This window comes from Yoonia ponticola (assembly GCF_014199395.1).
Lineage (GTDB): Bacteria > Pseudomonadota > Alphaproteobacteria > Rhodobacterales > Rhodobacteraceae > Yoonia > Yoonia ponticola.
In genome coordinates this window covers 128,545-153,107 of record NZ_JACIJM010000006.1, presented here as the reverse complement: position 1 = coordinate 153,107, position 24,563 = coordinate 128,545, and the positions used below count along the sequence as shown (strand labels likewise).

General features: G+C 56.9%; 23 protein-coding genes. 2 read left to right on the top strand and 21 right to left on the bottom strand.

What is annotated here, in order from left to right; all coding sequences use genetic code 11:
- Nucleotides 1-11: 11 nt before the first annotated feature.
- The 13 genes from FHS72_RS12055 to ftsW all read right to left on the bottom strand — a co-directional run bounded on the left by FHS72_RS12055 (nucleotide 12) and on the right by ftsW (nucleotide 12,698).
- The gene (locus FHS72_RS12055) at nucleotides 12-866 is read right to left on the bottom strand and encodes an outer membrane protein assembly factor BamD (protein WP_183529437.1); all 855 of its coding nucleotides are present in this window, start codon (nucleotides 864-866) and stop codon (nucleotides 12-14) included.
- A 188-nt stretch (nucleotides 867-1,054) separates the two neighbouring features.
- Nucleotides 1,055-1,975 (bottom strand): UDP-3-O-acyl-N-acetylglucosamine deacetylase, encoded by a 921-nt coding sequence (gene lpxC / locus FHS72_RS12050; RefSeq protein ID WP_183529435.1) that lies wholly within the window; start codon nucleotides 1,973-1,975, stop codon nucleotides 1,055-1,057.
- Nucleotides 1,976-2,205: 230 nt separating this feature from the next.
- Nucleotides 2,206-3,771 (bottom strand): cell division protein FtsZ, encoded by a 1,566-nt coding sequence (gene ftsZ / locus FHS72_RS12045; protein WP_183529434.1) that lies wholly within the window; start codon nucleotides 3,769-3,771, stop codon nucleotides 2,206-2,208.
- Between the two features lie 177 nt (nucleotides 3,772-3,948).
- Complete coding sequence (ftsA, locus tag FHS72_RS12040; RefSeq protein ID WP_183529432.1) at nucleotides 3,949-5,280, bottom strand: cell division protein FtsA; 1,332 nt, start codon at nucleotides 5,278-5,280, stop codon at nucleotides 3,949-3,951.
- Nucleotides 5,281-5,283: 3 nt separating this feature from the next.
- A complete protein-coding gene (locus FHS72_RS12035) occupies nucleotides 5,284-6,195 on the bottom strand; it encodes a cell division protein FtsQ/DivIB (RefSeq protein WP_183529430.1) in 912 nt (303 codons plus the stop codon).
- Nucleotides 6,183-7,109, bottom strand: coding sequence for a D-alanine--D-alanine ligase (locus FHS72_RS12030; protein WP_183529428.1), 927 nt, complete (start codon nucleotides 7,107-7,109; stop codon nucleotides 6,183-6,185). Before FHS72_RS12030 ends, FHS72_RS12035 begins: the two co-directional genes overlap by 13 nt.
- 68 nt (nucleotides 7,110-7,177) lie before the next feature.
- A complete protein-coding gene (gene murB / locus FHS72_RS12025; RefSeq protein ID WP_183529426.1) occupies nucleotides 7,178-8,107 on the bottom strand; it encodes a UDP-N-acetylmuramate dehydrogenase in 930 nt (309 codons plus the stop codon).
- 2 nt (nucleotides 8,108-8,109) lie between these two features.
- Entirely contained in the window at nucleotides 8,110-8,406 is a 297-nt protein-coding gene (locus FHS72_RS12020; protein WP_183529424.1) for a UDP-N-acetylmuramate--alanine ligase, read from the bottom strand.
- 3 nt (nucleotides 8,407-8,409) lie between these two features.
- Nucleotides 8,410-8,661, bottom strand: a complete 252-nt coding sequence (locus FHS72_RS12015; RefSeq protein WP_183529422.1) for a DUF2484 family protein — start codon at nucleotides 8,659-8,661, stop codon at nucleotides 8,410-8,412.
- Entirely contained in the window at nucleotides 8,658-8,912 is a 255-nt protein-coding gene (locus FHS72_RS12010) for a DUF2484 family protein (RefSeq protein WP_183529419.1), read from the bottom strand. The genes FHS72_RS12015 and FHS72_RS12010 overlap by 4 nt, the downstream gene beginning before the upstream one ends.
- Before the next feature lie 100 nt (nucleotides 8,913-9,012).
- The gene (gene murC / locus FHS72_RS12005) at nucleotides 9,013-10,413 is read right to left on the bottom strand and encodes a UDP-N-acetylmuramate--L-alanine ligase (RefSeq protein WP_183529417.1); all 1,401 of its coding nucleotides are present in this window, start codon (nucleotides 10,411-10,413) and stop codon (nucleotides 9,013-9,015) included.
- Nucleotides 10,414-10,434: 21 nt separating this feature from the next.
- A complete protein-coding gene (locus FHS72_RS12000; protein WP_183529415.1) occupies nucleotides 10,435-11,532 on the bottom strand; it encodes a UDP-N-acetylglucosamine--N-acetylmuramyl-(pentapeptide) pyrophosphoryl-undecaprenol N-acetylglucosamine transferase in 1,098 nt (365 codons plus the stop codon).
- Nucleotides 11,532-12,698 carry a putative lipid II flippase FtsW gene (gene ftsW, locus FHS72_RS11995; protein ID WP_183529413.1) on the bottom strand — a complete coding sequence of 389 codons (1,167 nt, stop codon included), beginning with the start codon at nucleotides 12,696-12,698 and terminating at the stop codon, nucleotides 11,532-11,534. The genes FHS72_RS12000 and ftsW overlap by 1 nt, the downstream gene beginning before the upstream one ends.
- Nucleotides 12,699-12,888: 190 nt before the next feature.
- Here ftsW and FHS72_RS11990 point away from each other — a divergent pair, with 190 nt between their 5' ends.
- Nucleotides 12,889-14,073, top strand: a complete 1,185-nt coding sequence (locus FHS72_RS11990) for a BaiN/RdsA family NAD(P)/FAD-dependent oxidoreductase (protein ID WP_183529580.1) — start codon at nucleotides 12,889-12,891, stop codon at nucleotides 14,071-14,073.
- Complete coding sequence (locus FHS72_RS11985) at nucleotides 14,070-14,726, top strand: hypothetical protein (RefSeq protein ID WP_183529411.1); 657 nt, start codon at nucleotides 14,070-14,072, stop codon at nucleotides 14,724-14,726. The genes FHS72_RS11990 and FHS72_RS11985 overlap by 4 nt, the downstream gene beginning before the upstream one ends.
- Here the strand turns inward: FHS72_RS11985 and murD are convergent.
- The 8 genes from murD to FHS72_RS11945 form a co-directional block, all read right to left on the bottom strand.
- The gene (murD, locus tag FHS72_RS11980; RefSeq protein ID WP_183529409.1) at nucleotides 14,715-16,118 is read right to left on the bottom strand and encodes a UDP-N-acetylmuramoyl-L-alanine--D-glutamate ligase; all 1,404 of its coding nucleotides are present in this window, start codon (nucleotides 16,116-16,118) and stop codon (nucleotides 14,715-14,717) included. The genes FHS72_RS11985 and murD overlap by 12 nt on opposite strands.
- 182 nt (nucleotides 16,119-16,300) lie before the next feature.
- On the bottom strand, nucleotides 16,301-17,383 hold the full coding sequence (mraY, locus tag FHS72_RS11975) for a phospho-N-acetylmuramoyl-pentapeptide-transferase (RefSeq protein ID WP_183529407.1): 1,083 nt from the start codon (nucleotides 17,381-17,383) through the stop codon (nucleotides 16,301-16,303).
- A gap of 27 nt (nucleotides 17,384-17,410) precedes the next feature.
- On the bottom strand, nucleotides 17,411-18,832 hold the full coding sequence (locus FHS72_RS11970) for a UDP-N-acetylmuramoyl-tripeptide--D-alanyl-D-alanine ligase (protein WP_183529404.1): 1,422 nt from the start codon (nucleotides 18,830-18,832) through the stop codon (nucleotides 17,411-17,413).
- Nucleotides 18,829-20,337: a UDP-N-acetylmuramoyl-L-alanyl-D-glutamate--2,6-diaminopimelate ligase gene (locus FHS72_RS11965; RefSeq protein ID WP_183529402.1), complete on the bottom strand. Its 1,509-nt coding sequence runs from the start codon at nucleotides 20,335-20,337 to the stop codon at nucleotides 18,829-18,831. The genes FHS72_RS11970 and FHS72_RS11965 overlap by 4 nt, the downstream gene beginning before the upstream one ends.
- Nucleotides 20,338-20,352: 15 nt before the next feature.
- A complete protein-coding gene (locus tag FHS72_RS11960; protein WP_183529400.1) occupies nucleotides 20,353-22,137 on the bottom strand; it encodes a peptidoglycan D,D-transpeptidase FtsI family protein in 1,785 nt (594 codons plus the stop codon).
- On the bottom strand, nucleotides 22,134-22,496 hold the full coding sequence (gene ftsL, locus FHS72_RS11955) for a cell division protein FtsL (RefSeq protein ID WP_183529398.1): 363 nt from the start codon (nucleotides 22,494-22,496) through the stop codon (nucleotides 22,134-22,136). Before ftsL ends, FHS72_RS11960 begins: the two co-directional genes overlap by 4 nt.
- Nucleotides 22,496-23,479 carry a 16S rRNA (cytosine(1402)-N(4))-methyltransferase RsmH gene (gene rsmH, locus FHS72_RS11950; RefSeq protein WP_183529395.1) on the bottom strand — a complete coding sequence of 328 codons (984 nt, stop codon included), beginning with the start codon at nucleotides 23,477-23,479 and terminating at the stop codon, nucleotides 22,496-22,498. Before rsmH ends, ftsL begins: the two co-directional genes overlap by 1 nt.
- A 6-nt stretch (nucleotides 23,480-23,485) precedes the next feature.
- Nucleotides 23,486-23,980 (bottom strand): cell division/cell wall cluster transcriptional repressor MraZ, encoded by a 495-nt coding sequence (locus tag FHS72_RS11945; protein ID WP_183529393.1) that lies wholly within the window; start codon nucleotides 23,978-23,980, stop codon nucleotides 23,486-23,488.
- Between the last annotated feature and the right edge of the window lie 583 nt (nucleotides 23,981-24,563).

Below are 24,563 nucleotides of genomic sequence, written 5' to 3'. Positions count from 1 at the left end.
TTCCAAAGCTGTCAGAGCCATTCGCCCAGCAACACCTGACGGTAAATCGAGGACAACCAGTTGTCCCCCTCCGAGCGCATTTCCAGCCCCTGTCCGGTCAGCAGCGCGTAGCTGTCCTGATACCATTCCGTGGACTGATAATTGTGGCCCAAAATCGCGCCAGCGGTCTGTGCTTCGGCAGTCAAACCAAGCGACAGGTAGCTTTCCACCAAACGGTGCAAAGCCTCTGCGGTGTGTGGCGTCGTTTGGAAATCCTCGACCACGATACGGAAACGGTTAACCGCAGCCGCATAGTTGTTGCGTTTCAGATAATAACGGCCAATTTCCATTTCCTTGGCAGCCAAGTGGCTGAACGCAAGGTCAAATTTAGGAATCGCAGCGCTTGCGTATTCAGTACCTGGATACTTTTCAATCACGATGCGCAGGGCCTGCAACGCTTGAAACGTTAACCCTTGGTCGCGGCCAATATCGTCGATTTGGTCGTAGTAAGACAGCGCGAGCAAGTAGTGTGCGTAGGCGGCATCTTCTTCCACAGGGTAGAAATCGATGTAGCGCTGCGCGCTGGCACGACTGTTCGGATAGTCTTCGTTTTTGTGATACGAAAACGCCTGCATAATCAACGCACGTTGGGCAAAACCCGAATACGGATACAAGCGTTCGATCTCACCAAAGGTGATCGCGGCCTCGTCGGCCTTGCCCTGCTCCAACTCCATTTCGCCCATTGCGAAAATCTGTTGGGCGGACAGTGTTTCAAGATCAACTGGCGGCTCTGTGGCGAACACGCCGCAGCTTGCCAAAAGATACAGCGCCAGCACGGGCCCCAAACGGCGGGCCACACGGCCGGATTGACTGGAAATGCCTGACATAGATGTCCTCGTGCAACGCAAATTCTGCTCAGGGGGTTATGCCCCATTTGTAGAAGGGTCTAGCAGAAAAGTTTGGGGTGCAAAATGCCTTTTCCAAGCATGGTGATCACTTCCGCGCATAAGACACGTGTTTAAGGTGATTTCGGGGCCAGCACCCACGCCCCCGTAATCCAAAAAGACCAAAGAAACTAGGCAACAGCGTCCAGATCAGCGGGGGAAACCCCAACACCGGGCAAACGGGCGGCGATGCTGTGATCCACATCGACCCAGCGCCATGCTTTCGGCTGTGCAAAAAGCGCACGCAGCAGCTTATTCGTCAGCGCATGGCCAGCTTTGTGACCTGTGTAGCGGCCCAAAATCGGCGCGCCGGCAGTATAAAGATCGCCCAATGCGTCAAGCATTTTATGGCGCACGGCCTCGTCGGAATGGCGCAAACCACCGGGGCTAAGAACCTTGTCCCCATCAACGACAACCGCGTTTTCCATGGTTCCACCAAGCGCCAAGCCGTTGGCCCGCATCGTGTCCACGTCCACCGCGCGGCAGAATGTGCGGCTATCGCAGAGTTCACGCACGAATGCACCATTTGCCATGTTCAATGTTTTTTGTTGCGTACCAATCGCAGCATCCGCAAAATCAATGTCGAATGCGATTTGCAGTGACGTCGCAGGCGAAAGCGTTGCCGTGGCGTCGCCTTCGGTGACTGTCACGGTGTCCAAAATCTTGATCGCACGCATGGGTGCGTCGAGTTGCGCCAAACCAGCAGACACAAATTCACGCACGAATGCAGCAGATGATCCGTCCATGATCGGAATTTCTGGGCCATCAAGTTCGATATAGGCGTTGTGAATACCGCAGCCTGAAAGCGCGGCCATCACATGTTCAATCGTCGAAAGTGTGACGCCAGCGGCATTGCGCAGGCGGGTGTTCAACGGCGAGACTTCAACCGTGTCCCAGCGTGCGGGCAAACGCCCTGCTTCGCCCAAGATGTCCATGCGGCGGAAAACGATACCGCTGCCGGGCAATGCCGGACGCACGACCATGGTTGCAGGCTGTCCTGCGTGCAGGCCAACCCCTTTGAAGGTCACAGATGATTTCAACGTTGCTTGCACCGGGCCTCTACCACGATTGTTTCTTATTGTGATGTTAACTTAATGCCAGTGGGCCTACGGCTCAATTCACCAATTGCGACGGACTGAAACATGTTCACGCTGCGATGCAGCAATCAGCAGTAAAATCCGACAAACACCTGTCCCAAAACGAAAAAAGCCACCCGAAGGTGGCTTTCATTCGTGATCGTGACGGGGCGTCATAACGCCCACGTCACAGATTTATGACAGTTTCAGTTCGCTTGGCGACGCAGGAACGCTGGAATTTCGATGCGTTCTTGGTCTGGATCAACGTCTGCTTCATCGTGAATCGCAGTCACTTCTGGTGCGCGACGTGCAGATTGTTGTGGCTCTGCGCCGGACCCAGTCATGCGGTTGATCAAAGAATTGATCCCGAAGCCGCGTTTTTCTTCTGCTGCATCTGCGGACACTGGTGCTGGACCAGCGGCTGCAGGACGCGCCACTTGACCACCTGGCGCGCGGCCAACAGCGGCTTGCAAACGTGCCATCGCTTCTGGTGTTGGTGTGCCAGCGGCGCGTGGTGCGACGAATTCTTCTGGCGCTTCCAAAGTTGGCTCTGGCGCAGGCTGGTAAGCAGGCGGCGGCAGATCGTCCGTCACTTCATCACGGCGCGGTGCGAATGTTGGCTCTGCAGCGCGTGCAGGCTGTTCAAACATCGTGCGCTGTTCTGGCGCGGCCACTGGTGCTGCTGCAACCGCAGCGACTGGTGCTGCAACTGGCGCAGGTGCGGCAGCTGCTTCTTCAACCGCAGGTGTTTGCGTCAACGGCTGTGACATGGAACGCCGTGGGACGGGCGCTTCCATGTGACGCGCAACGGCGTCGATGCCTGTGGCCACAACGGACACGCGCATTTTGCCTTCCATGGCTGTGTCCAGCGTGGACCCAACAATGATGTTTGCTTCTGGATCGACTTTTTCGCGAATTTTGTTCGCCGCTTCGTCGAGTTCGAACAATGTCAGGTCGTAAGACCCTGTGATGTTGATCAAAACGCCCTTCGCACCTTCGAGAGAAATCTCGTCGAGCAGTGGGTTTGCGATGGCTTTTTCAGCGGCTTCAACAGCGCGGTTTTCACCCTCTGCTTCGCCTGTGCCCATCATCGCCTTGCCCATTTCGTCCATTACGGCGCGAACGTCAGCAAAGTCGAGGTTGATCAGGCCCGGACGGACCATCAGGTCGGTCACGCCTTTCACACCTTGGTACAGAACGTCGTCTGCAAGTGCGAATGCTTCGGTAAATGTGGTGTTTTCATTGGCCAGACGGAACAGGTTCTGGTTCGGGATGATGATCAGCGTGTCGACAACTTTTTGCAAAGCTTCGATGCCGTCATCGGCTTGTTTCATGCGCTTGGCGCCTTCGAACTGGAACGGCTTTGTCACAACGCCAACAGTCAGAACACCCATTTCGCGGGCAGCCTGTGCAATGATCGGCGCGGCACCAGTACCAGTGCCCCCGCCCATACCGGCCGTGATGAAACACATGTGCGCACCAGCAAGGTGATCCACGATCTGTTCGATGCTTTCTTCAGCGGCGGCAGCACCAACAGTCGCGCGTGCACCAGCACCCAGACCTTCGGTGACTTTAATGCCCATCTGGATTTTCGCAGGCGACTTAGACTGCTGCAAAGCTTGCGCATCAGTGTTGGCCACAACGAATTCAACACCCTCAAGCTGTTGCTCGATCATGTTGTTGACGGCGTTACCGCCTGCCCCACCTACACCAAATACGGTGATGCGTGGCTTCAATTCGTCTTGTCCGGGAATCGAGAGATTCAATGTCATGTGTCCTGTCCGCCTGTGTTTGCTGGGCCCGTCCCACCGGGCAGTCGTCAAATAATTACGCCGATCTTAGACCTCAGAAGCTCTGAGGTCACGGAAAAAACGCGCAATGGCCACAAAATATGGCCGATTTTAGCAGCATTTAACCCCGATCTAGCGTAACCGGCGAAATCTTGCGTACTACCAGTTGTCTTTGAACCACTTTACGGCCCGCCTGAACGACCTTGACGCATTACGATCTGCGGGGATTTCAAAGTCCCACCATTCGTCTTGTGGATTCGCCGCGAACAAAGTCATGCCCACAGCCGCTGCAAATGCCGGACCCGTTGCTGCCTGAGGCAAGCCCTGCACACGTAGCGGACGCCCAAGGCGCACCTGCTGGCCAAGTATCTTGGTGGCCAATCCATCTAGCCCTGGAATTTGGCTGGCGCCGCCTGTCAACACGATCTTTTGTGACGGCAGATGCTCAAATCCGGCCGCATCCAAACGCGCCCGCACCTCTTCCAGAATTTCTTCGACACGTGGACGCATGATGCCAATCAACTCGGCACGCGATACAGTCCGGCGGTCGTGTTCCCAATCGCCGGTGTTACCGCCGATCTCGATCATTTCGCGGTCATCCATGCCGGTGGCCATGACGCCGCCGTAAAATGTCTTGATCCGCTCTGCCGTTGCCAATGGAACCTGCAGGCCCATCGAAATATCAGACGTGATGTGGTCGCCGCCCATACGGACAGCGTCGGTGTAGATCATGTGTTTGCGCATGAAGACCGAAATCCCCGTCGCACCGCCCCCCATATCAATGCAGGCCGCACCAAGTTCTTGTTCATCCTCGACCAGCGACGACATTCCCGACACATAAGCAGAGGACGCAAGGCCCGCCAATTCCAGATCGCAGCGTTTGATACAGAAGAAAATATTCTGCACAGCCACCGCATCTACGGTCAACATATGCATGTCAGTGGTTAACATATTACCAACAAGACCACGCGGATCGGCCATTCCTGACCGATTATCCAAAGCAAAGTTCACAGGCTGCGCGTGCAGCACTTCGCGATCTTCGCCGTAATCAGGCACATCACAAGACGCCATGACCTGTGCGATGTCTTGTTCCGTGACCATGCCGCCTTCGAGATCAAGCGCACCATCAAGGCCGTATGACCGTGGCCGCGCACCGGACAGACAGGCAATCACGTGATCCACACGGACCTGCGCCATCTTTTGCGCCGCATTGACCGCCGTGCGAATGGCACGTTCGGTTTCTTGCATCGCGTCAACTTCACCAAAGCGCACACCGCGCGAACGGGTGGTCGCCGCACCAATCACGCGGAACGACGATTGCCCGGCCATCGACCCGACACCTTCGGCGTCCAGCGGTTTTGCCTCGTCAAAGCGCAGCACGAGGCATGCAATCTTGGATGTGCCCACGTCCAAAATCGCCACCACACCGCGTTGCATCGCCGCTTTGCGCATGTTGCGCATCGCGCGTTGGCTCTCATATAAGTCCCGCATTCGTTAGTTCCCTGTGTCGCTTACTCTGCGGTAAGCATTTGCTGCCTCGGCTGTCATTCTTAGAACAGCTCTTTTTGGATTACGCATATCGACCACCGCCACGTCCCGGTCGAGCATGTCTTGCGCGTCGTTTAATACAATCATCCGATCAAGTGCCGTGATCGGATTGTCAGCTGGCAACAACAGACGTTGCCCCCGATCCAATACCAAATCCCAACGCCGATCACCCATCCGCACAAGGCCCCGCACCCGTTCACGAAGCGGCTCAGCCGTCTGGAACAGGGTTAATGCCTCGTCGATATTCTCAAATGCGCCATCACCCGCAATCAACGGCAAATCGCGGCGCTCTGCGCGTTCCTCGATAATGCCCGCGATAATCCCGTCGGCATCAATCAAGCGCAGCGTATTGCGGTCCCGCCAGACAGCGACTGCAATGCGCGGCGTCACGTCAACGTCCAGCATGCCGTTCTCGCCAACACGGACACGAGCGGATTTAATCGCGTACAGTTGTTCAACCGTCTCGCGCAGCTCTTCCATATCCAGATCAAACGACGACACAGGAAACTCGACAGGAAGAATGCCAGCAATGTCAGCGGTCGTCTGTGGGTCAGCGCCGATGATGTTGAACTCGGTCATGATAAATTCGGGGCGCTGCTGCAGGCTTGCCTTAACAGACGCATATTTTTCGCCAATCAGCGCGCGGTTGTTATCGCTCGACAGCCACAAGGACGCGATGATCGCGATCACAGCAACGGGCGATCCAACACGCACGGCGGTACGCACACCCGGCGTCAACATCCAGCGTTGGTAGCGGTAATGCCATTTTGACGGTGCAGGATCACGCGGCGCACGCAGGTTTTTCGACTGCGCGGCGGCTTTGCGTTCTAACGGGTGTCTGCGGATTAACGATCGCATGATGCATCCTCGACTAACCAGCGGCACAGATCAGGGAACGAGACGCCCATCTTGTCGGCTTGCTCTGGGGCCAGCGATGTCGGCGTCATCCCCGGTTGGGTGTTTGTTTCGAGCAAGATCAGCCCGTCCAACCCGCGGCTTTCGTCCCAGCGGAAATCAGTGCGCGACAGACCGCGACACCCCAGAACCTGATGGGCGCGCAAGGCGTACGCCATACAGGCATCAAAAATCTCTTGCGGCAACTCTGCGGGGATCACGTGGCGCGACCCGCCTGCTTCGTACTTTGCGGCGTAATCGTACCAGCCGTCCGTCACGATATCTGTGACGGTCAAGGCGCGGTCGCCCATCACTGCCGTGGTTAATTCGCGGCCCGGTGCATAGGTCTCTACCATCACCAGATCAGGCATGTCGTCCGCCAGTTTGGGCGGGCTATTCGCCATTTCGTCTACTATATATATGCCAACTGACGAGCCTTCGTTAAAAGGCTTCACCACATACGGTGGCTTCAAGACATGTGCTGCCTCAACATCAGCGCGTTTTGCGATGACGGAATGCATGAACGGCAAGTCATTTGCGGCGTAAATTTCTTTGGTGCGTTGCTTGTCCATCGTAATAGCCGACGCCAACACACCCGAGTGCGTGTAAGGAATGCGTAACCATTCCAGCATACCCTGAATACAGCCGTCTTCACCCCACCGACCGTGCAAGGCATTGAAAACCGCATCCGGCGCTATATCTTGTAGTTGAACGGCCAAAGCGGCGCTGGTGACTTCACCTGCGTCTACTTCAATCACGTCACATCCCGATACCCGCAAAGCTGCTGCACATTCACGACCGGTAGAGAGCGATACATCACGCTCTGCCGATGGTCCGCCCATCAAAACAACAACTTTCGGGTTTGCCCTGCTCGACATACCCACCGCCTTATTCGCGGGACTTTGCGCCCCGTCGTTCGCCATTTGGTCCGTTGTTGGACCTTATCTTACGTGTCTGAAACCTTGGGGTTGCCGACCCGCTTGATTTCCCATTGTAACGTGATGCCTGAGTCGGCGTAAACCTTTTTTCGCACCTGTTCGCCCAATTCTTCGAGGTCCGCCGCCGTAGCCCCCCCCGCATTGGTCAAAAAGTTGGAATGCATCACGTTCATCACGGCCCCGCCGACGGTCGCACCACGCATGCCAGCGTCGTCGATAACCTTCCACGCTTTCAATTCGTGGCTGTCATCGGCCTGCCCCGTTGATGAAAAACCAGCGGGATTGCGGAACGTGGACCCAGCCGTGCGGTCCTTTGTGGGTTGGGTTTCGTCGCGTTTGGCGAGCTGATCCGCCATGCGTTGTTCCAGCAGGTCCGCGTCGCCCTTGGGGGCGTTCAACGTGGCACTGACGATGACGGCACCTTCGGCCAATGTGCTTTGCCGATATTGTAAATCCAGATCAGCCGCAGCAATCGTGCCGCGCGACCCATCACGGTAAACAACATCCACACTTTGCAAAACATCCGCGACATAGGTGCCATAACAGCCCGCGTTCATCCGAACAGCACCGCCAATGGTGCCGGGGATGGTGCGCAGGAACGTCAGATCTAGCCCCTCCGCCGCCGCTTTACGCGCCACATGGGCGTCCAATGCAGCCGCACCCGCGACAACCTGTTCGCCAATCTCGATGCCGTTAAACCCGCGCCCCATGCGGATCACAACGCCGCGAATACCGCCGTCACGCACGATCAGGTTCGACCCGACGCCCATCACAAACACAGGTACGCTTGGGTCAAGTGCAGCCAAAAACGCAGCCAGATCATCCACATCCGCAGGCTGGAACAGCACGTCGGCTGGTCCACCAACCCGCATCCACGTCAAACTATCCAAGGCACGGTCCTTGGTCAGGGTGCCGCGAACGTCTGGCAGATCAAACATGGTTATTTTCCTTGAAACTTCTTCACGCGCTGCCGCTCTATCATCCAGCCCAGCAATGCGCCAACCGCACATCCAATCGTCGCGGGCAAAAACACCAATGACGCGGCGGCAATCGCTTTGATCGGGTCCACGCCCATCAAACGGGTCGATGCTTGGACCGACAACGCCAAACACGCGCCCAATATCGCAAACAAAGTTAACGTCCAGCCGACTTTTCCGGCCTTCATCCACACAGCGGCGGTTATGCATGGGATCAAACCCGCTGCAGACATCACCACAAGCACCAGAAAATTAGCCACTATTTAGTCCTTTACCATGGTCGAGCGCACCCAACGGGACAAGTATATCACAGGCCAGCGCAACACGGACATGCCAGCGGCAAGAAACACCAACGCGACCCAAGGGCCATGCTGCGCCGTCACCCAGCCCAGCAATGGAACGCCAATCGCGATCAACACATATGCGCGACGCCAGTGGTTATCTTTTGACGGCATCAAAGCCATCACATTTGCAGCGACCAACCACAGCAACGCACACGTCAAAGACCAAGTCATTTCGGCACCTCCGGGGTTTCGCCGCGCAAGCGACGGTAAATATAAATTAACGGATTACGGAACATCGATACAAACCCAAACAACCCCACGACAGCAATCAACCAACCATAAGCGTAGCCGAGCCAGACAATAATCACGGGTGCCGCGATCAACAGCAGAATGCCCGGAAAATACTGCCGTCTCATCGGTAAAAACGCGACGATCGCAGAGGCAATCACCCAAATGCAGGCGGCAAACGCGGCCATATTCATGATCTTTCGACCTTTATTCTCGTGACATGTGGCCGCGTAAATCCAGCCAACCCAAATCCGATTTTCACGGTGTCAAACCAACCGATGCCCGCACCGGACATCACGCACCCTTTAGCCGTGCGGGCAGCGCGTTCGCCCAAGCTGAAATCGTACCAGCCCCGAGGCAGACAACCATATCGCCCGGTCGCGCTTGTTCTTTGACCAGACGCATCAGGTCGTCTTCGCTTTCCACAGCGCGCACGTGGCGGTGGCCGTGGGCGATCAGACCTTGCACCAGATCGTCGCGGCCTGCACCGGGAATAGGATCTTCGCCAGCGGCAAAAATATCAGCAATACCAACTACATCGGCGTCGTTGAAACAGGCACAGAATTCGGCAAAGTGATGGTGAAGCCGTGAAAAGCGGTGCGGCTGATGCACGGCGATCACGCGGCCCTCTGTGGCTTGGCGTGCGGCTTTCAGCACGGCGGCGATTTCAACGGGATGGTGGCCGTAGTCGTCGATGATCGTCACACCGTCCACTTCGCCAACCTTGGTAAAGCGGCGGTTCACCCCGCCGAAGCCTTTAAGTGCTGATTTAATCGCGTCCGCTGACATGCCCAAATGCCGCGCCACGGCGACAGCGGACAAGGCGTTCGACACGTTATGATCGCCCGGCATCGGCAATTCGCAGCCTTCGATCACGATATCTTCGGCCTGCAACGCGATGTCGAAATGCGCGACGCCCGCTTTGTAGGTCAGATTTATCGCCCGCACGTCCGCTTGGGCGTTGAACCCGAATGTCGTCACGCGGCGGTCACGGATTTTGCCGACAAGCGACTGGACCTCGGGATGATCCGTGCAGCAAACAGCAAGCCCGTAAAACGGAATATTTGATGTAAAATCGATGAAGCCTTGGCGCAGGTTTTCAATCGTGCCCCAGTGATCCATGTGCTCTGGATCAATGTTCGTCACAATCGCAATCGTGGCTGGTAAGCGGTTGAAAGTCCCGTCAGATTCGTCGGCTTCGACCACCATCCACTCGCCCTGCCCCATACGGGCATTCGAGTCGTAAGCGTGAATAATCCCGCCGTTAATCACCGTCGGATCAATCCCGCCTTCGTCCAGCAACGCGGCAACCATCGTGGTGGTCGTCGTCTTGCCGTGGGTGCCTGCGACGGCGATATTCGACTTGAGCCGCATCAACTCGGCCAGCATTTCAGCACGGCGCACAACGGGCAGCCCTTGGGCGCGGGCAGTATCCAGTTCCGGATTGCCCGTTTTGATCGCACTTGAGATCACAATGACCTCAGCGCCTTCCAGATTTTCAGCAGCTTGGCCGACAAAAACCTTGGCTCCCAGCGTGACCAGACGGTCGGTAATTTTCGACGCCTTCAGGTCCGATCCTTGCACGGTATAGCCGTGTTCCAGCAGGACTTCTGCGATCCCCGACATACCAATACCGCCAATCCCAACAAAGTGGATCGGACCGATATCAAGAGGCAGTTTTGTCGCAGATTTCATCGTCTTAGGCTTTCTCATAACTTAGGTTTCTGACCCATTGGCCAGCGTTTCAACAAGAGCTTGTAGGCGGTCGGTCGCATCAGGCACGGCGCATCGCACCGCCGCATGTGACATCCGCATCGCCCCGTCTGTATCGCTTAATATCGCGGCGATCTGGGCCGACAATGCGTCCACCTCAAACACCGTTTCTTCCATCATCACGGCAGCGCCCGCTTCGACCAATTCGCGGGCATTTGCGGCCTGTTCGTTGCGGATCGCAGACGCAAGCGGCACCCAAATCGCAGGGCGGCCGATCACGCTGACGTCTGCAACCGTGGACGCGCCAGAGCGGGCAATCACCAGTTGCGCATCCGCGAGACGTTCCGGCACATCCGTGAAAAACGTCTGCACATCGGCCTTGATGCCTTCAGCCGCGTAAAAATCAGCGACGCGGTCTAAATCCTCTTCGCGGGCTTGTTGCGCCACACGGATATTCTTGCGCATCGCCATTGGCAGGTTCGCAATCGCAGGCGGCACCACGTCCGACAGGATGCGCGCGCCTTGCGACCCACCCATCACGACAATCGACATCGGGTAATCGCCGGGCGGGATATAAGGGGCAGCCGCACGGTCTAAAATCGCGGCACGCACGGGGTTTCCGGTATGAATACCCTCAACACCCGCAGGCAATTCGGTCGGCCACGTGCCGCACGCAATCTTGTCCACACGCTTTGCAAAGAGCTGGTTCACACGCCCCAAAACACCATTTTGTTCGTGGATCATCCGCGGCACCCGCAACACCCAAGCAGCCGTCATTGCAGGGATCGCGGGGTAGCCGCCAAAGCCCACAACCACGACGGGCCGATCCTTAATCATGCGGCCAATTGCGGAAACTGCGCCGACAATGATCCGGAACGGCACCGCCAGTTTCGCGCCAATACCGCCCCGCGCAAACGTCGCAGAGCCGACAACAGACACATCAACCGCGTCAGGAAAACCAGCCGTATACCGTGCGCCACGGGCGTCCGTGGACAAGCGCACACGCCAGCCATTCGCCAACATAGCTTCGGCCAAAGCTTGGGCAGGGAACATATGTCCGCCCGTCCCGCCTGCCGCGATAATCAGTAATGGTGCCGCCATTAACCTTGCCTCCGGCCCAACATATCAGCCAATTCGCCCTGCGGACGTGACCGCGTAAATGCAAGCAACATGCCCACAGCAATGCCCCCCGCAATCAAGGAAGAGCCGCCGTAAGATACAAACGGCAACGTCATGCCCTTAGCAGGCAACAGACGCACGGCCACACCCATGTTAATCATCGCCTGCACGCCAAAGGCACACGCCAAACCGGTCCCAGCAAGACGAATAAACGGATCACGTTCTTTCATCAAACGGGTCAACGACCGGACAACGATTGTCGCATAAAGTGCTAGGATCACAGCGACGCAAATCAGCCCGTATTCCTCGGCGGCCACAGCAATAATAAAGTCGGTATGCGCATCGGGCAGCGACCATTTCACCTGACCTTCGCCCACACCTACGCCAAAGAAACCACCTTCACGGATAGCATTCGTGGCATAGCCAAGCTGGGTTGTCGGGTCCACGTCAGGCGACAGAAAACCATCAATCCGACGGGCAAAGTGCTCTGAATTTGCATACGCAAATGTGCCCGCAGCAACGACAATTCCGGCGAGGCCCAGCAGCAAAAACATCGGCGCGCCGCCGACAAAATACATGACACCCCATGAGAACAAAACCAGACACGCTTGGCCAAAGTCAGGCTGCAACGCGAGGAATGTGCAGATAATCACAGTCAATCCGAACGAATACATCTTGCCCGGTGGGCCACCAACCGCCTGTCCTGCGGCCAGCATCCATGCGGCAACAACGACAAAGCCGGGCTTCAAAAATTCGGACGGCTGCACGGATGCGAACCCCAAGGAATACCAGCGCACAGCACCTTTACCAAAGTCGGTTCCCAGCACGGGCAGCAACGCCAAGGCCACAAAGGACAGCGCGAAACCAACAACGGCCCAGCGACGTACCAGTTGCGGCGGCATCATCGAGACGCCCACCATCACAAACATCGCCATGCCGCCAAAGACTGCCTGACGCGACACATAATGGAACGGATCAAGCCCGTTTTTGGCTGCCAAAGGCGGCGAAGACGCCAGCCCTAGCATCAATCCAATCCCGAACAGGATCAAAATACACGACATCGTCCACCGATCGATCGTGCGCCACCAACGTGGAAGAATAGGGTCTCCGGTGCGAACCGGGACCGTGCCATAGACCATTTCCGTCATGGATCACCGCTCTTACTGCCTCTGCGCCCGCTTTTGCGGGTCTATATTTTGCGACCATAACCCGATCAGACACATCATGCCACTAAAAATAACGCCCTTTTTGGCCACGCCCCCCAACTTCATTTCGCCAAAACAACTCATACGCCCGCTGCCTCTTGAACTGCCGCCCGTTTCAGGCCACCCACTGATGATGCATATCCAAACACTTATCCTTGGCGCAGGTGCCGCTGGCATGATGGCTGCCGCTCATTCCGGTCCCGGCGTTGTCATTATCGACCACGCTAAAGCTGCTGGCGAAAAAATTCGTATTTCCGGCGGTGGGCGCTGTAATTTCACCAATATCGGCACCACACCCGCACAATTTATCAGCCAGAACCGACATTTCGCGAAATCCGCGCTCAAGCGGTACACGCAGTGGGATTTCATCAATCTGGTATCGGATTACAAAATCGCATGGCACGAGAAAACGCTGGGCCAATTGTTTTGCGACGATACCGCCAAAGACGTCGTCGCCATGCTGCGCGCCGAAATGGACAAGGCTGGCGCACAGCTGATGCTGAACACATCCATCAGTGATATCGCACATGATGGCACACATTTCATCGCGACCCTGACCCGCGACGGCACAGAGACCGCCGTGACCGCGACGAACCTAATTGTGGCGACTGGCGGCAAATCCATCCCGAAAATGGGGGCAACTGGCCTCGCCTATCAAATCGCTGCGCAATTCGACGTCGATGTGATCACGCCGCGCCCCGGTCTGGTGCCGCTGACCTTTAGCGACGACAGGTTCAAACTGCTGGCGGGCGTCGCAACCCCTTCAAATGTCACGACAAACGATACAACATTTTCAGAGGCGCTGCTGTTCACCCACCGTGGATTGTCCGGCCCTGCGATCCTGCAAGCCTCTAGTTACTGGACCGAAGGCGATGCGATCACCGTCAACCTGATCCCCACCGCTGACCTTTACGACAAACTGCGCAGCGCCCGCACGACATCCCCGAAAAAGGCGCTGACGACTATCATGTCACAGCACCTGCCCGCGCGTTTGATCGACTATATCAAAGACGAATTCGCGCTGCACGGCAACATCGCCGACCACAGCGATGTACGCCTGCAAGCCATTTGTGCCGACCTCGCGTCGTGGGATCTGCTGCCCTCCGGTTCCGAAGGGTATCGCACCGCCGAAGTCACGCTTGGCGGCGTCAATACAGACGCGCTTTCCTCCAAAACCATGGGCGTAAAATCCGTGCCCGGTCTTTATTTCATCGGCGAGGCGGTCGACGTCACGGGCTGGCTCGGCGGTTACAATTTCCAATGGGCATGGTCATCCGGCTGGGCAGCGGGGCAAGCAATCAAGGCCGCGCATAAATGAGCCACGCCGCGTCGGACCTGATCACACGCGCATGGCACACAGCGCTGGTTCATTCCGGCGTCCGCAGTGTTGCAAATCGTCTACGCCACGGCCCCGACGCGCCACGGCCCAACACGCGCATCACATTTACACCCTCGGAGTTAACGAACCGTTACCACCGCGCGAAAAACGACAACATGCGGATCGGACACTGGCAAACCGGCCAAATCCTAGACGGCGATTGGGACCTTGCGACCCGCCCGTTCCGATCATCCTTAAAATTTCAATCTTGTTTGAAGCATTTTCACGACGGCACCCCTTGGGACCAAACCCGAGCCATGACCTACGGGTTTGAAAAAATCGCATCACAGGGTAAATACGACGCCTGCCGGACCAAAGCGGATCTCGTCGCCCGCTACGCCCGCCTCGACGATCTGTGGGACAAAACCAAATCGGCAGGCGCCCTGCCCGCGCCGCTGTCCGAAACGGCAAACGCCCGCACAGGTATCCTCGTGCACATCGACCGCAACGGCGCACCGCTATTCGGCAACCAAGGGTTTCACCGCCTAGCCATCGCACAACTCGCCGACATCCCGCAAATCACCTGCGTCATCGGCGTGGTCCATCCGCAAGCCGTCTCAAGCGGCAGCTTCACAACCCTATTAAACCGCTAAAGCGGTCTTGACCTGCGCGGTGAAATCATCGCCACGCTGCTCGAAGTTATCGTATTGATCAAACGACGCGGCAGCAGGCGCCAACAGCACAACTTCACCGGGCAACGCATCCGCGACGGCCGCTGCAACTGCGGCCTGCATCGTTGTGCAAATTGCGGCATCAACACCTGGCAAATCACGCGCAAATGCATCCGCCTCGCGGCCGATAACATAGGCGCGAACCACATGATCCAACGACGCATGCAATCCGGCCAAGCCGCCTTCTTTTTGCAAGCCCCCGCAAATCCAACGCACCTTCGGGAACGCGGCTAACGCTTTGGCAGCGCTATCAACATTGGTCGCTTTACTATCGTTCACATAGGTCACGCCGCCGACCTGTGCGATCACTTGGCTGCGATGCGGCAACCCCGGATAAGTCCGCATCGCGGCCTCGATCCCCTTTGGACTTAACCCCAATGTCCGGCAAGCGGCGTAGGCCGCGCAGGCATTCTGATGGTTATGCGCGCCCGGTAATCCTGCAACCTCACGTAGATCGACAGAGGCCACCTGACGGCCCTTGCGATACTCTGACAAGAACCCTTTTTTCGCGAAAACGGTCCAACCGCCTTGGTCCAATTTCTGACCAGACGACACGCGGATCACCCGATCATCAGCCAAATGGTCCGCCAATTGGTTCGCCAAATAGCGCCCTTCGTCCTCGTCCACGCCGATCACCGCACGGTCCGGTCCACCTTCTGCGAACAGTCGACGTTTGGCAGCAAAATACCCGCCCGGCCCCGCATGACGGTCCAGATGGTCAGGGCTAAGGTTGGTTAATACCGCGATATCCGGCGTCAACGCACGCGCCAAATCGGTCTGGTATGACGACAATTCCAGCACGACAATGTCACCATCGGACGGCGGATCAATGTCCAAAACGCCCCGCCCGATATTCCCGGCAAGCTGCGCAGACCGCCCGTTTTCGACCAAAATATGGTGAACCAAAGCAGACGTCGTCGATTTTCCGTTCGATCCGGTAATCGCGATCACGCGCGGCGCAGTGTCAAAACCGTCCCACTCAGAGGTCGCGAATGACCGAAAAAACAAGCCGATATCATTGTCCACAGGCACGCCAGCGTCCCATGCGGCGGAAATCACGGGGTGTGGTTTCGGGTACAAATGCGGAATGCCGGGGCTGACGATCAAGGCCGAGACACCGTCAAACGCGACCGATTTAGTCAAGTCAACGACATCGAAACCTTCGTCATGGGCGGCGTCACGTGCTGGCTGGCCGTCATCCCAAACGATCGGTTCTGCGCCACCGGCGCGCAACGCCAATGCGGCGGTTTTTCCGGATCGACCAAGGCCCAAAACAGCGACCTTTTGGCCGCGAAACCCTTGTACTGGAATCATGTTGCACCCCTAAATCTTGTTGTCTGAACGTCGTGCCACCAAACGGCCACGAGGTGCAAGGGCGGTGCACGGGTTGTGCACGGGTTGTGCACGCCTTGTGCACGGCTTGTGACTTTCGAAAATGGGTAAAATTCCGCCCAAAGGTTAACGCGGCTTATCCCGCGTTAACGCTTTTGCAGTCTTTAGCGGACCTTCAACGTCGCAAGACCAATCATCGCGAGGATCAATGAAATGATCCAGAACCGGATCACAATTGTTGATTCTGCCCAGCCTTTTTTCTCGTAGTGGTGGTGGATCGGTGCCATCAGGAACACGCGCTTGCCTGTCGCCTTAAAGTAGAACACCTGAATGATCACCGACAGCGCCTCGACGACAAACAAGCCGCCGACAATCGCCAAAACGATCTCGTGTTTCGTCGCCACAGCAATCGCGCCCAATGCGCCACCAAGCGCCAGCGATCCGGTGTCGCCCATGAACACGGCAGCAGGTGGCGCGTTGTACCAAAGGAAGCCCAAACCGCCGCCAATAAGCCCCGCCGCAAAGATCAAAATCTCGCCAGAGTCAGGCACATAATGCAACCCTAAGCTTTCCGAGAAATCGACGCGACCGACGAAATAGGCGATAATACCGAACGTACCAGCCGCGATCATAACCGGCATAATCGCCAAGCCGTCCAGCCCGTCTGTCAGGTTCACAGCGTTTGCTGCACCCACGATCACGATCACCGAGAATGGCACAAACATGAACGACAGGTTGAACAAAACGTCTTTGAAAATCGGAACCGCGAGTTGATTTGTCAGATCCGCAGGATGGAAATACGCGGCCCAAAGCCCTGCCATTGCTGCAATAATAAAGCCAAGCCCTAACCGCACACGACCAGAAACGCCTGCAGTGTTCTGCTTGGACACTTTGGCGTAATCGTCTGCGAAACCAATCGCCGCATAGGACAACGTCACGAACAGGACCATCCAGACGTAGGGGTTATCCAACCGCGCCCAGAGCAACGTGGACGTGGTAAGCGCGCCCACGATCAGCAGTCCGCCCATCGTCGGTGTGCCCGCTTTGGCAAAATGTCCTTCAGGCCCGTCTTCGCGGATAGGTTGTCCTTTGCCTTGCCGTCTGCGCAGCACGTTGATCAGTGGCAAACCAAACAGGAAACCAAAGGTCAGCGCCGTCAGAAACGCACCGCCAGCGCGGAAAGTGATGTAGCGAAACAGGTTGAAAAAGTCGCCACCATCGGACAGCGCCGTTAGCCAATATAACATGTACACAAGTCCTTTGTGACCGGTTTCCTAGAGAGCATGCCGATGCCCCAGTTTGCGTATCGCGTCAACGACTAGGCTGACCTTGCTGCCTTTTGAGCCCTTCACAAGCACCACATCGCCTGCGTCAATCATCTTGTTTGCAAGGGCCGCAAGCTCTTCGGCGGTCTCGCGCCACATGCCGCGTTGATTGTCGGGCAGCGCGTCCCAAAGGTGTTTCATGCGCGGACCAGCGCAGTGCACGACGTCTACTTTTTGCAGATGTTCATTGCGGCTGAGATCACGGTGCGTGGCCACCTCGTCAGCTCCCAATTCCAGCATATCCCCCAGCACCGCGACGCGCCGCCCCTTGCCAATTCGTCCAATATCATCAATGGGTTGCACGGCGGATAACACCTCTAACGAGGCGGCCATGGACGTCGGATTTGCATTAAATGCATCGTCGATCAAATCGATTGTGCCGTCGTCAATGCCGCCATCAATCACAAGCACTTCGCGTGTTCCGCGCCCCGCTGGCGGCAACCACTGGAAGATATCAAGCGCTGCACGCACGGGGTCAGCGCCCAACGCCTGAACAGCTGCCAACACGCCCACGGCATTCATCGCAAAATGGCGTCCCGGAACGGCGAGCTTGAATAGGTAGTCTTCGCCCGCGCCGTGCGTTTGGATGACAGTCGCGTCAGGCGTGATGCGCACGTCTTTGATTTTCCAGTCATTTCCGTCGGCGTGTCCAAACCAGATCGGCGTGGTATCGCCCAAGTGGTCGCGCAAGACAGAGGCGGTATCTATGTCGCCGTTCAGCACCGCAATGCCGCCAGTTTCCAAGCCGTCCATGATCGACGCTTTTTCGGCTGTGATGCCGGCAAGGTCGTTGAATGCTTCGAGATGCGCGGGTGCGACGGTCGTGATCATTGCGACGTGCGGTTTGGCGAGTTTGGCGAGCGGTGCAATTTCGCCAGGATTGCTCATCCCGATCTCAATGATCGCATATTCGGTGTCAGCAGGCATCCGTGCCAAGGTTAACGGCACGCCCCAATGGTTGTTGTAAGATGCGATGGACGCATGGGTTTTTCCCTGCATTTCCAACACGCTACGCATCATTTCTTTGGTTGATGTTTTCCCGACAGAGCCGGTGATGCCAATCACACGAGCGTTGGTTCTGGCACGCGCAGCGGCGCCGAGCTGTTCCAAGGCGACCAGAACATCTGGCACGATCAATAGCGGCGCGTCTTCTGGCAAACCCTCAGGTCTGCGCGACACAAGCGCCGCGGCGGCGCCTTTTTCCAGCGCCATTGCCACGAAATCATGCCCGTCGCGCACATCGGTCAGCGCCACAAAAAGGTCGCCAACTTGGATCGTGCGGGTGTCAATTGAGACGCCCGTGACCACCCAATCGCAGGTGGTTTTACCGTTAGTGGCAGCGACCGCGTCGGCAGAGGTCCATAAGGTCATATCCGGCCCTCAAGTGCGGCGACAGCGACGCTGGCTTGTTCGACATCATCAAACGGCAGCACGGTGTCGCCGACGGTTTGGCCGCTTTCGTGGCCTTTACCTGCGATTAATAATGCGTCCCCCGGTGCAAGCGAATCAACGCCGCGCAGGATGGCTTCGGCGCGGTCGCCAATTTCGGTGACGGACGGTGTTCCGATGCCGTTCAACGCACCGGCCATGACAGCGGCGCGGATGCTTCCGGGGTCTTCGGAACGGGGGTTGTCGTCGGTCACGATTACAACGTCAGCGTGTTGCGCGGCGGCGTCCCCCATGAGCGGACGTTTGGACGTGTCGCGGTCGCCGCCTGCCCCCACGATCACCACGATCCGACCCATCACATGCGGGCGCATCGCCTTGAGCGCGGTTGCTACGGCGTCGGGTGTATGGGCGTAATCGACGAAGACCGCAGCACCATTATCGCGGGTCGCGGCGAGTTCCATCCGGCCACGTACCGTGGTTAATTCTTGTAGAGCGTCGATGACGTCATGGGGCTCTGACCCCGACGCGATGCACAGTCCAGCGGCCAGCAAAACGTTCTCGGCTTGGAAGCCGCCGATCAGATCGAGGCGGGTTTGGTAGCGTGTGCCCTGCCACTTGAACAACACGTCTTGTCCAACGGAATCAAAGCGTTGTCCGGTCAGTTGCAGTTGTGCGTCTGCGTGACGTCCGACGCCGATCACCTCTTGGCCGCGCGACAGGCAGATGCTCGCCACTTCTTCGCCACGCGGATCATCAAGGTTAACAACAGCCACGCCATCTTCGCCGAGAACCCGTGTGAACAGACCCATTTTGGCGTCGAAATAAGCTTCGAATGTTTCGTGATAATCTAGGTGGTCTTGCGTGAAATTGGTAAAGCCCGCAGCCGACAACATCACCCCGTCCAAGCGACGTTGATCCAGCCCATGCGACGATGCTTCCATCGCGGTGTGGGTGATTCCCTGACGCGTCGCTTCGGCCAAAACGCGGTGCAATGTGATCGGTTCAGGGGTCGTGTGGTGCAGCGGGTAGTTCCACGCGCCCTCAACCCCAGTCGTGCCAAGGTTCACGGCAGCGCAGCCCATGATTTCCCAGATTTGGCGACAGAATGTGGACACGGACGTCTTGCCATTGGTGCCCGTCACAGCCACCACATTCGCAGGATGCGGTCCGAACCAAAGCGACGCGGTTTGAGCCAGCGTTTGGCGCGGATCTTGAGCGACGATCAAAGCGACATCGGATTTTGATAGCGCGTCGGCGGCGATTGCAGCGCCCTGCTGATCGGTCAAAATGGCAGTTGCACCGTCAGCGATTGCCTTTGCGATAAAGGTCCCGCCGTGGATTTTTGCACCGGGCAATGCCGCGAATAATACGCCTTGCGACACATCGCGACTATCGACGCAAAGCCCAGTGATATTGGCCTCGCGCCCGCCCGCGGCACGCAGCCCCAAACGTGATAGCGATGACACCTGATCTTGTTGACTGCCCATAACTGAACCCCAGTTCTAATTTGAGGTCAGTGTTACACCAACGGGTTCAAGGGTTTCAATCTCTGGCCGCAGACCAAGCAGCGGTGCGACGCGACGGATCATTTCAGCGGCGACAGGTACGGCGGTCCAACCTGCAGTGCGGCGCGGTTTATCGCTGGAGTTCTCAGAAGGTTCGTCCAGCGTGACGATCAGCACATATTGCGGGTTATCGGCGGGAAAGACGCTGGCGAAAGTCGAAATCACCTTGTCGTCGTAATAACCGCCGCCGTTTTCACGTGGTTTATCAGCGGTGCCGGTTTTACCGCCGACATTATACCCGTCCACTTCACCGAAAGACGCGGTGCCGCGTTCGACCACTGCGCGCAACATTTCACGTGATGACCGCGAGACCCGTTCACTGACGATTCGTTCGCCGCTTTGTGGCTGGTGTTGACGAAGAAGCGTAGGTTCGACGCGCGTGCCACCGTTCAACAACGATGCATAGCCAGCCGCAAGGTGCAGCGGTGACGTCGATATGCCGTGCCCGTAAGAGATTGTCATTGTTGAGATTTCCGACCACTGGCGCGGCAAAAGCGGCGCGCCAGATGGCGCTTCGATCATCTCGACGGGCGTGGCTTCGAGGAAACCAAGCTGCCCGAGAAAGTCGCGTTGACGCGCCCCACCGATCTGCATGGCGATCCGCGCCGTGCCGATGTTCGAGGATTTGACGATGATGTCAGTCGCGGACAATGTATCGCCGTAATTGCTGAAATCGCGGATACGGAAACGGCCCCATGTCAGCGGCCCTTTGGTGTCGATCATGGTGTCGGCGTTCAGCAAGCCGAGCTCCATCGCCTGTGCGATTGCGAAGATTTTGAAGGTCGAGCCCAGCTCATAGACCCCCTGCACCGCACGGTTGAACAGCGGGCTGTCGGACTGGTCGCCTGTCAGCAAAACTTGGGGGCGATTGTTCGGATCGAAGTCTGGCAAGGACGCCATCGCGATGATTTCGCCAGTGTGTACGTCCATCAAAACGGACGCCGCACCTTTGGCATTCATCAGCGCCATGCCGCCGGATAATACTTCTTCGGTCGCGGCTTGCACGGTCAGATCGAGGGACAATTCGAGCGGTGCGCCTTCGCTGGCCGGATCACGCAGGAAATTGTCGAACTGACGCTCAACGCCAGCCACGCCGATCACCTCGGCGCTGGCCACCCCTTCGCGGCCATAAGATGCGCCACCAAGGATGTGTGACGCGATGGGGCCGTTTGGATAAAGCCGCATTTCACGCGGACCGAACAGCAAACCCGGCGAGCCGATGTCGTGAACCTTTTGCATTTGCTCGGGGCTTAACTGCCTGCGAATCCATAGGAATTTCCGCGTACCAGTGAAGTCTTCGAGCAGTTCATTTGCATCGAGTTCTGGGAAAATCCCCGCAAGTTGCGTCGCCGCATTTGTCGGATCAACCATTTCTTGCGGGTGCGCATAGAGGCTGAATGTATCAAGGTTCGTCGCCATGATCCGCCCGTTACGGTCCACGATATCCGACCGTTGACCGATGATCGGGTTGCCATTTGCAACTGCGCGCGGCTCTTCTGCGACGGTGCCTGCAAGCGCCCCCATGCGCATTCCAATGGTTAAGAAAGCGACGAAAAACGCAGCGCCAAGCACGAGAAGGCGACCTTCGGCACGCATACGTGCTTGGTCCGCCATTTCTTCGTGACGCAGACGAATGTTCTCTTTTTCGATTGCCTTGGTGTCTTCGCCACGATCACGGGCTTGAAGGATACGGGCAAGCGGGCGCAGCGGTGTGCGGATCATAATGGATCCTCGTCGGTTGTTTCAGGCACATAATTATTGACGTCGATCGGGTTGGTGATCGGCAGGATTTCGGGGATCGGATAGATGATGTGATCGACCTGCCCAAAGGCGTCGGGCATCAGCGGCAACAGGCCAAGACGTTCGTAGTTCAATTCAGCCAGATCACGCAGACGGTCAGGACGGTTCAGGTAGGCCCATTCGGCCTGCAGCATGCGCAGACGTTCGTGAGCAGCGCCGATTTGGCGGTGTTGTTTGCGCACATCAGAGATTGCGTCACGGGTTTTGTAGTTCTCTTGGTAGGACCAGAAACCCAGTCCCATCACCATGATAGCCCCTAAAAACAACATCAGGCCGCGCATCACCGCTTCCCCTTTTTCTTTTTCATTGGCATCCCGAGGTCAGCCGGATCGACGTCCACTGCTGGCGCGTCGGTGCGGATCGCCACGCGCAATTTCGCGGAGCGTGAGCGAGGATTTTCGGACAATTCTTGCTCGTCAGGACCGATGGCTTTGCGTTTCTCGACGCGGAAAGCCGCGGCCACTTCTTCGGCTGCAGGGGCGTAGCGGTTGGCGTTTGCCATGCCGCCGCCGCGTGCTTGCAGGAACCGTTTAACCATGCGGTCTTCTACGGAATGGAAGGTCACAACGGCCAGTTGTCCGCCCGGTTTCAGCGCACGTTCGGCGGCCATAAGACCCTGTGCGAGTTCGCCGTATTCGTTGTTCACGGCGATGCGTAGTGCTTGGAACGTCCGTGTGGCGGGATGCGATTGGCCGGGTTTTGAGCGCGGCAAGCAGCCTGCAACGATTGTTGCCAGCTCTAACGTCGTGGTTAATGGACGCGCTGCAACAATCGCCTTGGCGATGCGGCGCGATGCCCGTTCTTCACCGTAAAGATAGATGATGCTGGCGATTTCTTCTTCGTCGTAGTCGTTGCAGATGTCCGCCGCAGATAGTCCGTCTTGCGACATCCGCATGTCTAGCGGTCCTTCGCGCATGAAGGAAAAGCCGCGCTCTGCCAAATCAAGCTGCATGGACGAGACGCCCAAATCCAAAACGATGCCGTCCAAATCCGACGCATATTCGTCAAGACGGGAAAACACGCCCTCGACCAACTCAATCCGGTCGCCGAAATCTTTGGTCCAAGGTGCTGCCATTTCAAACGCCAATGGATCACGGTCCACGCCGATCACTTTATCTGCGCCCGCCGCCAGCAATTCGCGTGTGTAGCCCCCTGCCCCAAACGTGCCATCCAGCCATACACCCTGAACGGGTGCGACCGCTGCAATCAGCGGCCGGATCAGGACTGGAATATGTGGGTCATTTTGGTCTGCGGCAGCTGACATAATATACTATCCGTCCAACAGGCTGAGCGGATCAAAGTCATCGCCCTGCTCTTCAAGCCAATCGGCCATGTTATCGCCGACTTCCTCGGTAAAGGTTTCGGCCTTCCAAATCTCGAAGTGATCGCCAAGGCCGCTGAAATACAGCTCGCCGTCTTTCAGGCCCAGTTTCTGGCGCTGTTTGATCGGCATCACTGTGCGGCCATCTTTATCAACGTCCAGCTTGATCGACTGACCGATAATCAGGCGCGACAGACGCTTTTTCGCATCAGAACCACGTGGCAATGCGTTGATTTGATCGACGACCTTATCGAACTCTTCAACGGTATAGCCGTGCAGTTCGTTTTTCAGGTGATCGCCATAAAGCAGGTACATGCGGGGGGACTGACCAGAGTTCCATTCAGGATCGCCAGCCTCAAGCACACGACGAAAATCAGCCGGGATCGACATGCGTCCCTTGCTGTCCACCTTTTGGGTGTGTTCGCCTGTAAAACTCAAGACCACTGTCCTCTGGCCCTCTCTGATGCCCCCGGAAAATCTGTTAGATGTGAAAATGGCGACTTGAGCTGCTGCCACTGCTCAAGTCGCCAATTTCTGCCCTTATCGGGCTCGTCCAGCTGCGCGCGCCACCTGGGGGGATGTCTGCTCGCTCGCGCGCCGGATCTCTTCGTTGCGGTAAACCGGAGGCCTGTATGAAACCTGCTTTTGCCGGTGGGGTTCTTTTTCGCCCCTTGTTGTCATGTTCTCGTCGTTACCGTGTAACTCTTGTGACTTAAGTTCCCCGTCCGATCAATACCTTTTTGGGAATTCATGGAACCACATTGTGTTTCAGAGAGTCACGCAGAACTATATATGGTATGCCTCTCGTCACGGCTGATCACGGGCTTGTTAGTTAATAAACAATAAATTCAGTCTGAAAGTTATCCACAGTGGCACATATTGTGGGGCACAAAAATCCCACATTTTTTGTTTTTCTTTCTTATCGCTTTCGCACGTTCGCCAATTTGTATCAGTTTTGTTCTGTTTTTGATGTGTATTCCGATTCTCCAGGGCACGGTTCAGTTTGATTCCATAAATTCCCAGACGC